The 13,648-nt window shown below is 71.7% G+C and carries 14 protein-coding genes; 7 read left to right on the top strand and 7 right to left on the bottom strand.

Annotation, left to right across the window (positions count from 1 at the left end; genetic code table 11):
• Positions 1–35 precede the first annotated feature (35 nt).
• Positions 36–548, top strand: coding sequence for a sterol desaturase family protein (locus ABE488_RS03205; RefSeq protein WP_346447146.1), 513 nt, complete (start codon positions 36–38; stop codon positions 546–548).
• Here ABE488_RS03205 and crtB read toward each other — a convergent pair.
• The 7 genes from crtB to ABE488_RS03170 form a co-directional block, all read right to left on the bottom strand.
• Complete coding sequence (gene crtB / locus ABE488_RS03200) at positions 531–1,475, bottom strand: 15-cis-phytoene synthase CrtB (protein WP_346447145.1); 945 nt, start codon at positions 1,473–1,475, stop codon at positions 531–533. The genes ABE488_RS03205 and crtB overlap by 18 nt on opposite strands.
• A complete protein-coding gene (locus tag ABE488_RS03195) occupies positions 1,472–2,962 on the bottom strand; it encodes a phytoene desaturase (protein WP_346447144.1) in 1,491 nt (496 codons plus the stop codon). The genes crtB and ABE488_RS03195 overlap by 4 nt, the downstream gene beginning before the upstream one ends.
• The gene (crtY, locus tag ABE488_RS03190; protein ID WP_346447143.1) at positions 2,959–4,128 is read right to left on the bottom strand and encodes a lycopene beta-cyclase CrtY; all 1,170 of its coding nucleotides are present in this window, start codon (positions 4,126–4,128) and stop codon (positions 2,959–2,961) included. Before crtY ends, ABE488_RS03195 begins: the two co-directional genes overlap by 4 nt.
• Positions 4,128–5,408: a glycosyltransferase gene (locus ABE488_RS03185; RefSeq protein WP_346447142.1), complete on the bottom strand. Its 1,281-nt coding sequence runs from the start codon at positions 5,406–5,408 to the stop codon at positions 4,128–4,130. Before ABE488_RS03185 ends, crtY begins: the two co-directional genes overlap by 1 nt.
• Positions 5,405–6,481, bottom strand: coding sequence for a type 2 isopentenyl-diphosphate Delta-isomerase (gene fni / locus ABE488_RS03180; protein WP_346444297.1), 1,077 nt, complete (start codon positions 6,479–6,481; stop codon positions 5,405–5,407). Before fni ends, ABE488_RS03185 begins: the two co-directional genes overlap by 4 nt.
• On the bottom strand, positions 6,478–7,368 hold the full coding sequence (locus tag ABE488_RS03175; RefSeq protein WP_346447141.1) for a polyprenyl synthetase family protein: 891 nt from the start codon (positions 7,366–7,368) through the stop codon (positions 6,478–6,480). Before ABE488_RS03175 ends, fni begins: the two co-directional genes overlap by 4 nt.
• Before the next feature lie 146 nt (positions 7,369–7,514).
• Positions 7,515–8,501: a mitochondrial fission ELM1 family protein gene (locus ABE488_RS03170; protein WP_346447140.1), complete on the bottom strand. Its 987-nt coding sequence runs from the start codon at positions 8,499–8,501 to the stop codon at positions 7,515–7,517.
• A gap of 77 nt (positions 8,502–8,578) precedes the next feature.
• Here ABE488_RS03170 and ABE488_RS03165 point away from each other — a divergent pair, with 77 nt between their 5' ends.
• The 6 genes from ABE488_RS03165 (at position 8,579) to ABE488_RS03140 (ending at position 13,644) form a co-directional block, all read left to right on the top strand.
• Entirely contained in the window at positions 8,579–9,166 is a 588-nt protein-coding gene (locus tag ABE488_RS03165) for a malonic semialdehyde reductase (RefSeq protein WP_346442631.1), read from the top strand.
• 54 nt (positions 9,167–9,220) lie between these two features.
• Entirely contained in the window at positions 9,221–9,943 is a 723-nt protein-coding gene (locus ABE488_RS03160; protein WP_346447139.1) for a YceI family protein, read from the top strand.
• Positions 9,944–10,164: 221 nt separating this feature from the next.
• Positions 10,165–10,875: a pirin family protein gene (locus ABE488_RS03155; protein ID WP_346442634.1), complete on the top strand. Its 711-nt coding sequence runs from the start codon at positions 10,165–10,167 to the stop codon at positions 10,873–10,875.
• Between the two features lie 85 nt (positions 10,876–10,960).
• Positions 10,961–11,161 carry a zinc-finger domain-containing protein gene (locus ABE488_RS03150; protein WP_346442636.1) on the top strand — a complete coding sequence of 67 codons (201 nt, stop codon included), beginning with the start codon at positions 10,961–10,963 and terminating at the stop codon, positions 11,159–11,161.
• Between the two features lie 31 nt (positions 11,162–11,192).
• Positions 11,193–12,314 (top strand): glycosyltransferase, encoded by a 1,122-nt coding sequence (locus ABE488_RS03145; protein ID WP_346447138.1) that lies wholly within the window; start codon positions 11,193–11,195, stop codon positions 12,312–12,314.
• A gap of 4 nt (positions 12,315–12,318) precedes the next feature.
• Positions 12,319–13,644 (top strand): O-antigen ligase family protein, encoded by a 1,326-nt coding sequence (locus tag ABE488_RS03140; protein ID WP_346447137.1) that lies wholly within the window; start codon positions 12,319–12,321, stop codon positions 13,642–13,644.
• Positions 13,645–13,648: the final 4 nt, after the last annotated feature.

Below are 13,648 nucleotides of genomic sequence, written 5' to 3'. Positions count from 1 at the left end.
TGGGTACGCTGTCGCATCCGCCTGCGACGCCGGCCATGTCCCTGCTCACCAACACTGCGGTCTTCCTCTGCACCCTGGCTGCGATGGAGTGGGTGGCCTGGGCCGCGCACAAGTACATCATGCACGGCTGGGGGTGGGGCTGGCATCGTTCGCACCATGTGCCGCGTCGCGGGCGCTTCGAGAAGAACGACCTGTTCGCGGTGGTGTTTGCCGGCATCGCGATCGCGCTGATCTACCTGGGGACGAACGGCCGGTCGCCGCTGCAATGGATCGGCGCGGGCATGACCGCCTACGGCGCGCTCTACTTCATCGCCCACGACGGCCTGGTGCACCAGCGCTGGCCGTTCCGCTACGTGCCGCGGCGCGGTTATCTCAAGCGCCTGTACCAGGCCCATCGCATGCACCACGCGGTGGACGGCAAGGACGGCTGCGTGTCGTTCGGCTTCCTGTGGGCGCCCTCGGTGGACCGGCTCAAGACCGATCTGCGGCGCCTCCACGGCGGCCCGCTGCGGCGGCACGAGGCGCGCAGGTCACCGCCCCGCGTCTGAGGCCGACGGCCGCTGCCACAGCGTTGCCGGGCGCGCGGGCGAGACCTGCCGCCGCGAATGCAGCGCGGTGCCGGCGGCGCGCAGGAGCAGCCGCAGCTTGGTCGCACGCGAGGTGCTGACCCGCCGATCCCAGGCCCGCGCGCCTTCGCGTTCGACCCGCAGGCCGATCTCGCGATAGACCCCGTGGGCCGCGGCGACCGCCCACGCCGAGCGCAGCGGCAGCGCCGACAGACCGTGCCGGGCCGAGGCGTAGTAGGGCTCGGCGGCGCGCACGAGCGCTGCGGCCATCTCGGCCAATGCGTGCCGGTGGCGAGGATCGGCCAGTTCGGTCCTCGGCACTTGGTGCGCGGCCAGCCAGGCCTGGGGCAGGTAGCAGCGGCCGACCCGCGCGTCGTCGACGATGTCGCGGGCGATGTTGGTCAGCTGGAACGCCAGGCCGAGGTCGCAGGCGCGGTCGAGGGTGGCCTCGTCGTGCGCGCCCATGATGCGCGCCATCATCAGGCCGACCACGCCGGCGACGTGGTAGCAGTAGCGCAGCGTGTCGTCGAATGTGTCGTAGCGGTGCCCCTCGACGTCCATCGCGAAGCCGCCCAGATGCGCCAGCGGCAGTGCGATCGGGATGCGGTGTGCCCGTGCGACGGCCTGCAGCGCGGCGAAGGCGGGCGCTGTCATCGTCTCGCCCGCGTAGGCGCGGTGGGTCTGGTCATAAAGCACTTGCAGGCGCTCGGCGCCACCGCTCTCCCGATCCGCCGCACCGCCCGTGCCCAGCTGCTGGCCATCGACGACGTCGTCGCAGTGGCGGCACCAGGCGTACAGCAGCACGGCACTGCGGCGGGTCCGGGCATCGAACAGCCGCGACGCGGTGGCGAAGCTCTTGGAGCCGACCGCGATCGCGCGATGCGCATGCGCGAGCAGCGCGGTGCTCATGATGCGGCGCTGTCGAGCATCAACCGCGCTGTGGCCTTGGCCGAGCCGACCACGCCGGGGACGCCGGCGCCGGGATGGGTCCCGGCGCCGACGAGATAGAGATTGGGAATGTCGGCGTCGCGGTTATGCGGACGGAACCATGCGCTTTGGGTCAGCACCGGCTCGAGCGAGAACGCCGAGCCGTGATGCGCATTGAGCGTGTCGCGGAAATCGAACGGGGTGATGAAGCGGCTGGTGACCAGTTGCTGGCGCAGGCCGGGCATGTAAAAGCGCTCGAGGTAGTCGAAGATGCGGTCCCGGTAGCGGGGGCCTTCGGTGTCCCAGTCGATATCGGCGTTGCCCAGGTGCGGCACCGGTGCGAGCACGTAGTGGCTGCCGCAGCCGGGCGGCGCGAGCGACGGATCGGTCGCGCAGGGCGCGTGCAGATAGAGCGAGAAGTCGTCGGCCAGGGTCTTGCCGTCGAAGATCTCGTCGATCAGCCCACGGTAGCGCTGGCCGAAGCAGACGGTGTGATGCCGCACCTGCTCGTGGCGGCGATCCAGGCCGAAGTACAGCACGAACAGCGACATGCTGAAGCGTTTGCGCTTGAGTGCCGCCGCCTGCCGTGCGCCGCGCGGGTGGTGGCCCAGCAGGCGGTCGTAGGTGTGCACGACATCGGCATTGGAGGCCAGCGCGTCGAGCGCGAAATGCCGGCCGTCGGCGAGCTGCACGCCGGTCGCGCGCGATTGTTCGACCTCGATCCGGGCGACGTCGGCATTGAGTTCGATGCGCCCGCCCATGTCCTCGAACAGGCGCACCAGCCCACGCACCAGCGCGCCGGTGCCGCCACGCGGGAACCACACACCCCACTGCCGTTCCAGCGCGTGGATCAGGGTGTAGATGGACGAGGTCTTGAACGGATTGCCGCCGACCAGCAGCGAATGGAACGAGAACGCTTGGCGCAGGTGCTCGTCCTGGATGAAGCGCGCCACCATGCCATACACGCTCTTCCACGCCTGCAGCCGGGCCAGACGCGGGCCGGCGGCGAGCATGTCGCGGAACGACAGGAACGGCACTGCGCCCAGTTCGATGTAACCGGCTTCGAACACCTGCCTGGAATACGCGAGGAAGCGCCGGTAGCCGGCGACATCGGCCGGATTGCGCGCGTGGATCTGACGGTCGAGCGCCTCCTGGTCGTTGGCGTAATCGAAATGCGAGCCGTCCTCCCAGCACAATCGGTAGAACGGCTCGACCGGCAGCAGCTCGACGTAGTCGGCCATGCGCCGGCCGGTCAGTGCGAACAGTTCCTCCAGCGCCGAGGGGTCGGTGATGACGGTCGGACCGGCATCGAAGACGAAGCCCTGGTCTTCGTAGACGTAGGCGCGGCCGCCGGGTTTGTCGCGCTTTTCGAGCAACGTGGTCTGCCAGCCGCCGGCCTGCAGCCGGATGGCGAGCGCGAGCCCGCCGAAACCCGCGCCGATGACCACGGCGCGTCTGGGTGCCGTCATGGTGTCTTCCTCGAGGCGATGGGGGTGTCGCGCACCGCGCGCCAGGCGGCTGCGACCGGGACCGGTGGCTTGCCGGCGACGATGCGCAGCTTGTCCAGGAATTGCAGTCGGTCGGCATAGAACCGCGCGATCAGGCCGGCCGGCAGACCATAGAAGCGCTGCATCACGCGCCAGCGGTCTTGCGGGCGTCCGGCACGGAACAGCATGCGGTTGAGCGCGCGAAAAAATGCCTGGCGTTGCCAGTGCGTGTGCGCCTCATTGCGGGTGAGCGCGTACAGGGAGGCAGCATCGAGCAGGGGGCTTGCGGCGATGCGGTCGGCGAGCCGGACGGCGTGCGGCAGCGAGTAGCCGGTGGTCGGGTGAAACAACCCGGCAGCAAGGCCGGCGCGCGGCTGGCGGCCGCCCTCGTCCCAGAACGCATCGAAGTCGCCGTCGAGCACGATCGGCAGTACGCCGCGTTCCTCGCGCAGGCAGGTCGCGACCTGCCAGCCGCGGTCGCGCGCGTAGCGGTCGATGTTCGCGCCGAGCGCATCGACGTCGGGCCGGGCGTCGTCGACGTAGTGGGTGTCCTCCACCAATACGGTGTCGGCGGAGAACGGCAGCAGGTAGACGAACCGGTAGCCCTGCCCCTGGGCCACGTCGGCGTCCATGATCACCGGCAGTTCAAGCCCATGCGGTTGCGCGGTGCGCAGCACGCGGCCGAGAAACGCTTGGTGGCCGAGCGCCATGAATCGGCTGGAGCGCGCGCCGCGGCCGTCGATGACGGCTCCGGCGGTGTGCGTGCGACCATCGCCGAGCACGACCTGGGTCGGCGTCAGATCGACGACCGATGTGCCGCAGCGCAGCGCATCGCCGAGCGCGTCGCGCAGGCGCGCTGCGAGGGTGTCCGACAGCACGCTGGCATAGCCCCCGTCCAGGCGCCGCTGGCGCTCGGGAAACCGCACCGTGTACGCCGGCCAGTGGCGATGCACCAGCGGCGCGAGCCAGCGCCGCTGCGCGTCGCTCAGGTCGCTGTCGTGGAACGACCAGGTGTGGTTGCCGCCGGGCTGGGGACCGCGCTCGAGCATCAGCACGCGCAGGTTCGGGCGGGTATCGCGCAGGCGCAGCGCAATCAGTGCGTTGGCCAGCCCGCCGCCGACCAGGATCAGGTCGTAGTGCGCGTCCATCAGGCCGCCTCGGCCAACACGGGGCGGGCGGTGGCCGCCACCGCTTCCGCGATCCGGGCGGCGCGTGCGCTGCCGCCCGCGGCCTGTGCCGATGCGCCCAGGGCTTGCGCACGCTGCCGGAAGTCCGGTTCGGTGAGCAGCCGGGTGAGCAGGCGCCGCAGCGTGCTGGCGCCGCCCAGGTGCGCGGAGGCTTTCAGGCCGGCGCCGGCGTGGACCACGCGCGCCGCGACGCCCGGCTGGTCGAAGGCGATCGGCAACGCGAGGATCGGTGTGCCGGCGATGCAGGCATCGAGGACGGTATTGAGCCCGGCGTGCGAGATCACCGCATTGGCGCGCGCGAGCATCGCGCGCTGCGGCACGAAGTCGACGACCTCAACCGCACCGGGGACCTGCAGGCTGCGCGCCTGGGGCGGCGACAGACCGCCGCAGTGGGCCAGCACCAGATGCGCATCCAGCCGGCGGCAGGCACGCACGATGCGACGGAAGATCCCCAGCCGCTGGCCCTGCAGGGTGCCCAGCGACGCGAACACCACCGGCCGGTCCACGGCCAGATCCAACGGCAGCGGCGGATCGGGCGTGGCGTCGCGCAACGGGCCGACATGATGGAAGTGCGCGGGCAGCGCATGGCGCGGGAATTCCAGCCCGACGACGGTCTGGCTGAGCTGCGCGTACGGCGACAGGCAGTCGTGCAGCGCTTGGCGGGGCGACAGGCCGAATGCCGCCGCGTGGCGCGCGATCACCCGCCCGTGCGGCGCCATCAGGCGGTCATAGATGCGGCTGCTCGCCTCGCACAGCTGCCGTGTCCGGGCGTCATCGGCGTAAGCCCACGGCATCACCGGCAACGGCACGCCGGGCTCGCGGTTGACCGGCAGCGCGCAGGCGACCGAGACATAGGGCAGGCCGAGTGCCTCGGCCACCAGGCCGCCGGCCGCCTCCATCTGGTCGCAGACCACCGCGTCGACCCCCGCGCGCGCGAAGGCATCGGGCAGCGTGCGGCACAGCAGGTCGGTGGCCTCGGCGATGTCCTGGATGACGCGGCGCAGGCCCAAGGGGCCCCCGGGCCGCGCGGCACGCCGCAGCATCGCGGCCAGCGTGCCGGCAGGCTGGTCGGCCGCCCCGACCCCGCGAAACCCGATGCGCGAGTCGCTGAGCCAGGCCGCGGCCTCGGGCAGGTGGAAGAAGGTGGCCTGGTGGCCGCGGTCGATCAGCGCCTGCGCGACCGTCTGCAGCGCGCGCATGTGACTGGGGAAGGGCGGGGCGACGAATGCGAAGTGGGTCATGCGGGCGGCGGGACGCGATCGCCGTGCCGGTCGCGCAGGGGAGCCCGGCCCAGGGCGTCGAGATCGCGGCTGCCGGTGCAGAAGCAGGCGATCCGTAACTGGCGCACCACGATCTCGAAATGGGCGATGACCGCCTCGGTCGAGGCCACCGCGCTGGCCAGCAACGACGCGGCCTGGCCGACGAGATCGGCGCCCAGGGCGATCGCCTTGGCGGCGTCGACGCCGTCGCGGATCCCACCCGAGGCGATCAGCGTGGCCTCGGGCAGCGCCCGGCGGACGGCAGCGATCGCCTGCGCGGTCGGGATGCCCCAGCCGGCGAAGGCCATCGCCACGGCCCGGTCCGCAGGATCACGTGCGCGTTCGGCCTCGACCGCGGCCCAACTCGTGCCGCCGGCGCCGGCGACGTCGATCACTGACACGCCGGCCGCCCACAGGCGACGGGCGACGTCGGGCGACAGGCCCGCCCCAACCTCCTTGGCCACCAGCGGGACCGACGTGCGCGCGGCCAGATGCTCGATCGCGGCGAGGATGCCGCGCCAGTCGCGGTCCCCGCCCAGCTGCACCGCTTCCTGCAACGGATTGAGATGCACGATCAACGCATCGGCGTCGATCATCTCGATCGCACGCCGCGCGAGGTCCGGGCCGCCGTCGCGTAACTGCGCGGCGCCAAGATTGGCGAGGATCGGCACATCGGGCGCGCGGCGCCGCAGGTCCCGGGTCAGGCCGTGGTCGGCCGGGGTTTCCAGCGCCACCCGCTGCGAGCCGACGGCCAACGCGATGCCCAGCGACTGCGCGGCCTCGGCGAGGTGGCGGTTGATCGCGGTCGCGCGCAGCGCGCCGCCGGTCATCGAACTGATCAACAGCGGTGCGCGCAACGGGCGCCCGAACAGCGTCGTCCCCAGGTCGATGGCATCGAGGTCGAGCTCGGGCAGCGCGCAGTGTTCGAACGCATAGTCGGCCAGACCGGTTGCGACGCGCGTGCAGGCGCGAGCGTCGTCGAGCACGATGTCCAGATGGTCGTTCTTGCGCGCCACCAACTGCGCGGCATCATCGGCGCCAGATGCCAGCTTCATCGCGGCGCCCCGAACAGGCGGCTGCAGTACGCTGCCAGGGCGCCGTCCTCGCCGTAGATCTCGGCCAGCGTGTCGCGGGCGCGCCGCAGATGTGCGCGCAGCCGGCGCTCGACTTCGTCGGCGCCGAGCAACGTCAACAGCGTCGATTTGCCGGCGTCCTGGTGGCTGTCCTTGCCGGTGGACGCACTGTCGTGCCGGTCGCGCAGATCGTCTTGCAGCTGGAAGGCCTGGCCCAGGTCGAGCGCGACCCGGACGAGCGCACGCCGCGTGGCCTCGTCGACATCGCTGAGCAGCGCGGTCATCTCCAGCGCCGCCGCGAACAGCGCACCGGTCTTGAGGTGGTTGGTGTCGGCGATGTCGTCGGCGGCGCGGACGCCGCTGTCGCGCAGATCCAGGCACTGGCCGCGGACCAGACCCTGCGGCCCGATCGCGGTGGCGAGCACGCCGACCATGCGCGCGCGGGCGGCCGGGGTCGCGCCCGGCAAGGCTGCGACCGTCGCAAACGCCTGGCTGAGCAGGCCGACCGAGGCCAGCGCGGCGACGTCCTCACCGAAGCGACGATGGATCGTTGGCCGACCGCGTCGCAGCGTGGCGTTGTCCATGCACGGCATGTCGTCGAGCACCAGCGATGCGGCGTGCACCATCTCCACTGCGCAGCCCAGGTCGAGCAATGCCGACGGGTCGCCGCCCAGTTCCCGACCTGCGATGACGACCATCAGCGGTCGCGTCCGCTTGCCCGACGTGAGTGCGGCCTCGCGCATGGCCATGCAGACCAGATCGCGGTGATCCGCGGGACGGGGCAACAGGTCGGACAGGCGCGCGTCGACGCTGTCTCGCAGTCGTTCGGCCGACGGCGCATCCTGCAGCGGAACGGCCAGAGCTCGCATGGAGATTCCTCGGGATGCAGGGAAACGACGTGTTAGCCCGCCCGACCGAAGACCGGTCGCAGACGACGGCGTGCGATGCAGGGACGTGCGCCCCAATCCTCGCCGAATCCCTGTCGAGCCCGCGTTCACATCCCAAGAAACCGGGGTCAGAGGAGGCGGGAGCGGATTTCGGTGGCGATCCGGGCGGTTTCGCGCAGGGGAACGACGGGGGTGTCGGGCAGGGCGTCGCCCAGCACATGGAGGCGGCCGTCGGCGATCAGGCTGTCGACGAAGCGGCGCGGGCCGCCATCGATGCGCTCGGGTGCGAACACGAACACCGGGGCGCGGGTCGCGGCGGCCTCGGAGAGCATGTTGACTGAGTCGGCCGAGCAGACGATGCGGTCCGCCCAGCCGAGCAGGCCGGGGTAGGGGTTCGCGCCGTCAGCGTCATCTGCCCAGACCAGGGCGGCGTGTTGGGCGTAGCGGGCGCGCAGCGCGGCGCGAACAGGCGCGGGGGTCCGCCGCGAGCCTGCGAGCAGCAGGCTGCCGCCGTCGCGGGCGATCAGCGCGTCGAGCTGCGCGGCGAGGGTCTCGAATGCGGTGACATCGAAGCGCCCGTGCTTGGAATCGCCGCCCAGCAGCACTGCGATCCGCGGCCCTGGCAGCATTCCCAGTGCCGGATGCGCGGCGCGGGCGGCGGCCAGCCAGTCATCATCGACCGGATGCAGGCTGCCGCGCGCGACCAGCACGTTGTCGCCGCGCAGGGCGTCGTGCGCGGGTACGACGACGAGATCCCAGTGGTGCGGATCGATGCGCGGGTCCAGGATCTGCACCGTGCGGGCGCCATGGGCGCCGGCGAGGCGGGTGGCGAGTGCCGCCTGTCGGCCGCAGCCGATCGCGAGCGCAGGGGGCGTATGCAGCTGCGCTCGATATCGGTCGCCGAACGCGGTGTCGGCGCCGGGCAGGCGTCGGGGGGCGGCCCAGCGCCAGGGCGCCCGGGGCGTGAGATGCAACTGCGTCACGCCGGCAGCCGATGCCACCGCCGCCGCCAGGGCTTCGGCCTGTCGGGCGTTGCCGGCGCGGCCGTCGCTGACTGCCCAGATATGTCGGCAATCGGCGCCGTCGTGCGGGTTTCGTTCCACGAGTGTGACCATCCGTTCCGGGCGGTGCACGCGCGCCACCGCCGCGTGACTCTACACTGCGGCCCAATCCAGTCTTTGCGAGACGTTCGATGACCGATGCCCTGCCCGATGCCGCGCTCGACCAGTTGTTCCGCACCGCGCGGACCTACAACGGGTTCGGCGGACAGATCGACGATGCCACGCTGCACCGGCTCTACGACCTGCTGAAGTTCGCGCCGACCTCGGCCAACATGTCGCCGGCCCGCTTCGTGTTCGTCAGGTCCGCCGAAGGCAAGGCGCGGCTGGCGCCGGCGCTGAGCGAGGGCAATCGCGACAAGACGCTGTCGGCGCCGGTCACGGTCATCATTGGCCACGACGAGGACTTCCACGAGAAGTTGCCGTTCCTGTTCCCGCATACCGATGCCAAGTCATGGTTCGACGGCCCGCGCGAGAACCGGCGCGAGGCCGCGTTCCGCAACGGCAGCCTGCAAGGCGCGTACCTGATCCTGGCCGCGCGTGCGCTCGGCCTCGATACCGGCCCGATGTCGGGCTTCGACAATGCCAAGGTCGACGCCGAGTTCTTCGCCGGCACCTCGGTCAAGTCGAACTTCCTGGTCAATCTGGGCAAGGGCGATCCCTCGACGATATTCCCGCGCTCGCCGCGCCTGCCGTTCGACGAAGCCGCGCGCATCGTCTGAAGGCACCCGCACCCCCGCCCCGCAACTCCCATCCACGTACCTGAGGACACTGCCATGCGCACTACCCGTCTGCTGCTCCCGCTTGCCGCCGCCATCGCTCTTGCCGCCTGCGGCCAGCAGGACGGCGCGCCCGCCACCACCGCCGATGTCCCCGCCGCGTCCGCGCCCGCCCAGCCCTCGGGCGAGGCGATGGCCGAAACCCAGGACACCGCCCAGGCGATCGCCGGCGTGTCGGGCACCTACGTGCTCGATCCCCACCACACCGACGTGGTCGCGCAGTGGAGCCACTTCGGCTTCTCGCATCCGGTGGCGCATTTCGGCCAGGTCGAAGGCCGCATCGTGTACGACGCCGACAACGTGTCCGCCTCCTCGGTCGAGGTCACGCTGCCGCTGGCCGGCCTGAGCTCGCATGTCTCCGAGTTCGACGACCACCTGCGCAGCGCCGATTTCTTCGACGCGGCCAAGTACCCCAACGCCACGTTCAAGAGCACGTCGGTCGAGAGCGCGGGCACCAACAAGCTCAAGGTCACCGGCGATCTGACGATCAAGGACATCACCAAGCCGGTGGTGCTCGACGTGACGATCAACAAGTTCGGCGAGCAGCCGATGGTCAAGCGCGCCGCCGCCGGCTTCGACGCCGTCGCGCAGATCAAGCGCAGCGATTTCGGCGTGGGCGCCTATGCCCCGAACGTCAGCGACGAGGTCGAGCTGCGGATCACGACCGAGGCTGTCGTCGCCGAGGACGCCGCCGCACCGGCCGCTGCCGCCGCGCAGTAAAGTCCGCTGCCGCCGGTGCGCCGGCGGCAGGGTCGCGAGTCCCAGCGGGGCCCGTGGTCAATCCCGGGCCCTGCGTATTTTCGTCGTGGGCGCCGTGTGCCCACGGCCCATGCCCCCACCCGACGCGCTGTGCGCGTCGACCCGCCCCGCGCGGGGGAGGTGACACGCGTTCGATGCGCGTCTCCCCTCTGCTCCATCGTCGCACCGCCAGGAGTGCCGTCATGAAACTGCATCGCCCCGCCGACGCTCGCGGCCAGGTCCGGACCGACTGGCTCGACAGCCGCCATACCTTCTCGTTCGGCCACTACCACGATCCGGCGTGGATGGGCTTCGGCCCGCTGCGCGTGATCAACGAGGACCGCGTCGCCCCAGGCGGCGGTTTTCCGACTCACGGCCACGCCAACATGGAGATCCTCAGCTACGTGCTCGAGGGCACACTGGCGCACGCGGACAACCAGGGCGGCCGCGGCGCGCTGTCGGCCGGCGAACTGCAGTGGATGGGCGCCGGGCACGGCATCGAGCACAGCGAGTTCAACGGCTCGGCGCAGGCGCCGGTGCACTTCCTGCAAATCTGGATCCAGCCCGACCGCGTCAACCTGCCGCCCGGCCACGCGCAGCGCGCGTTCGACCCAGCCGCGCGGCGCGGCACCTGGGCGGTCCTCGCCTCGCCCGACGGCCGCGACGGCAGTCTGGCGATCCGCCAGCAGGCGACGCTGCAGGGCGTGCTGCTGGACGAGGGCGAGCGTGTCGAGACGACACTGTCGCCGGACCGGCGCTACTGGCTGCAGGTCGCGCGCGGCGCGGTGCGCGTCGACGGCGAGCGGCTGGCGGCCGGCGATGCGCTGGGCTGGGTCGATGAGGCCGCAACGCTGGTCGTCGAAGGCGCGGGCGAGGCCCTTGCCGACGTCTTGCTGTTCGACCTGCCACGCTGAGCGCGGCCACCGCGGCGGGGGCCCGACGGGCAGCCGGCGCGCAGGCTAGAATGGCGGCCTTCCACGTTCGATCGAAGCCGCCGCCATGACCGCAGCCAACGTCCAGCCGACGCAAGCCAATGCCGCCAAGCAGTACGAGGTGCGCCGCGCCGACCTGCCGCTGAGCTGCCCGCTGCCGTCGATGGCGCTGTGGAATTCGCATCCGCGCGTCTACCTGCCGATCGAGGCCGAAGACGGCGCGGCCGATTGCCCGTACTGCGGCGCGCACTTCGTCCTGGTCGATTGACCGTCGGCGGCGTCGCCGTCCACCGCGCCGCATGCGTCGTCCGCTGACCGTCGTCCAGCTGTTGCCGGCGTTGTCGTCGGGCGGCGTCGAGCGTTCGACGATCGAGATCGCATCGGCGCTGGTCGCGGCGGGGCACACGGCCATCGTCGTGTCGGCCGGCGGGCGGCTGGTGCCCGAGCTCGAGGCCACCGGCGCGCGCCACATCGCGCTCGACATCGGCGTCAAGCGGCCCTGGGCGCTGCGCCATGTACGCACGCTGCGGCGGCTGTTCGCCGAGACCGGTGCCGACATCGTGCACGCGCGCTCGCGGCTGCCGGCTTGGCTGGGCTGGCTGGCGGTGCGCGGCATGCCGGACGCGCGGCGCCCGCGCTTCGTCACCACGATGCACGGGCTGAACTCGCCGTCGCGCTACAGCGCGATCATGGCGCGCGGCGAGCGTGTGATCTGCGTGTCCGAGACCGTGCGCGCGCATCTGCTGCGCCACTATCCGCAGACCGACCCGACTCGCCTGCGGGTGATTCCCCGTGGCATCGATCCGGTGCGCTTCCCAGCCGCGCCGCGTCCCGATCCGCAAGTGCGCGCGGCCGTCGCCGCCGCCCATCCGGCGCTCGGCGGCGACGGCCCGCTGTTGTTGCTGCCGGGCCGCGGCACCCGCCTGAAGGGACACGGCGATGCGATCGCGCTGCTGGCGGCCGTGCGCGCGCAGGGCCTCGATGCGCGGCTGTGGATGCCAGGCGCGCGCGAGGCAGGCCGCGAGGCCTACCTCGATGCCTTGATGCGCGAGGCCGAGGCAGCCGGCTGCGGCGCTGCGCTGGCGATGACGCCGCCGACCTCGGCGATCGTGCAGGCCTATGCGGCCAGCGACCTGGTGCTGCAGCTCTCCCGCAAGCCCGAGGCCTTCGGCCGCACCGTGATCGAAGCGCTGTCGTGCGCGCGGCCGGTGCTGGGCTGGGCCCATGGCGGCGTGGGCGAGCTGCTGGCCGAACTGCAGCCCGAAGGCGCGGTGCCGCCGTTCGACGCCGCCGCGCTCGCCGACGCGGCGATGGGCCTGCTGGTCCGGCCGCCGGCGCCACCGGCTACGATGCCCTACACCCTGCAGGCCATGCAGGCAGCGACACTGACGGTCTATGACGAACTCGACGACGACGATTGAGCCTGTGGGCACCACGCCTGCACCGCAGGCGGTGGGCTGGCGCTGGGCGCCGCACTGGGTGCTGGCGTTCGTGATCCTGTGGCCTGCGCCCGGCTACGCCGAAGGCGTGATGGTGCTCGGTGCCCTGGTGGCGATCGTACTGTTGCTGCGCGCGCGCTTCCGTGGCGGCAGCGCGCTGCTCAGCGCCCCGGCCTGGGCGCTGACCAGCGTGCTGTTCTGCGCGTACTGGCTGCCGCAGCTGATCTCGGCGATCGACTCGGTCGATGTCGGGCGCGCGTTGCGCGAAGCCCTGGTCGACCTGCGCTACCTGCCGTTCCTGTGGTTGGTCGCCTCGGCGGTCGCCGACCGGCGGGGGCGCCGCATCACCCTGGGCGGGCTGGCGATCATTCTCGCGGTGTGGACGATCGACGGCCTGGTCGAGGTGTTCTTCGGCACCAGCCCGCTGTTCTTCGGCATCGACCAGCTCAAGCACCTGATCAGTCACCGGCCGATGTGCACGCCCGAGCAGGTGGCGATGGCCGACCGCCTGGGCGGCGTGCTCGGGCCCTGCAACCTCAAGCTCGGCATCGTGCTGGCGAGCCTGGCGCCGTTCGCACTGTATGCCGCCGGGCGGCGCTTCGGCGCAGCGGGCTGGGTCGTGGCCAGTGCCGCGATCGGCGTGGTGCTGCTGTTCGCCGGATCGCGCGCGTCGTGGCTGACCTACGCGCTGGTGCTGCTGTTCTCGGGTTGGCGGTTGCTGGGCTGGAAGCGGCTGCTGGCGGTGTTCGTGGCGGGCGCCGCAGTATCGGTGGTCGTGGCACTGGTCTCGCCGCAGGTGCGCGAGCGCGTCGAACGTACCGCGATGGGGCTGTCGGCCGACCAGTCGGGCGTCGACACTGCGCTGTCGGGCCGGACCCGCATCTGGGGCGCAGCCTGGTGCATGGTGCGCGAACACCCGGTCAACGGCGTGGGCGCGCGCGGCTTTCGCGAGGCGTTTCCCGATTGCGACCCGCGGCCCGGGCAAGTGGCCGAGTGGGGCGATGGCCCGGCCTACCACGCCCATCAGATCGTGCTCGAAGTCGCCAGCGAGACCGGCCTGATCGGCGTGCTGCTGTGGCTGGCCGGCCTGGCGCTGGCCTGGCGCGCGTGGCGGTACGCGACGCCGGCCGCGCGCCCCCGCGCGCGGCCGGCGATGCTGGCGTTGGCGGTGACGGTGTTCCCGCTCAACACCCACCTGGCGTTCTATTCGACCTTCTGGGGCGGCTTCACGCTGCTGCTGTCGGCGCTCTATGCCGGCAGCTTGCTGGCGCGCGAGGAGCCGGCGCCGCCGGGCGACAACGCGGTGCGCTGAAGCC

Origin of the sequence: Luteimonas sp. TWI662, from assembly GCF_039673825.1 — a bacterium.
In the GTDB taxonomy this organism is placed as follows: Bacteria; Pseudomonadota; Gammaproteobacteria; order Xanthomonadales; family Xanthomonadaceae; genus Luteimonas.
Note: the sequence above shows the minus strand (reverse complement) of the source record. Positions and strands in the feature narration are given on the sequence as shown.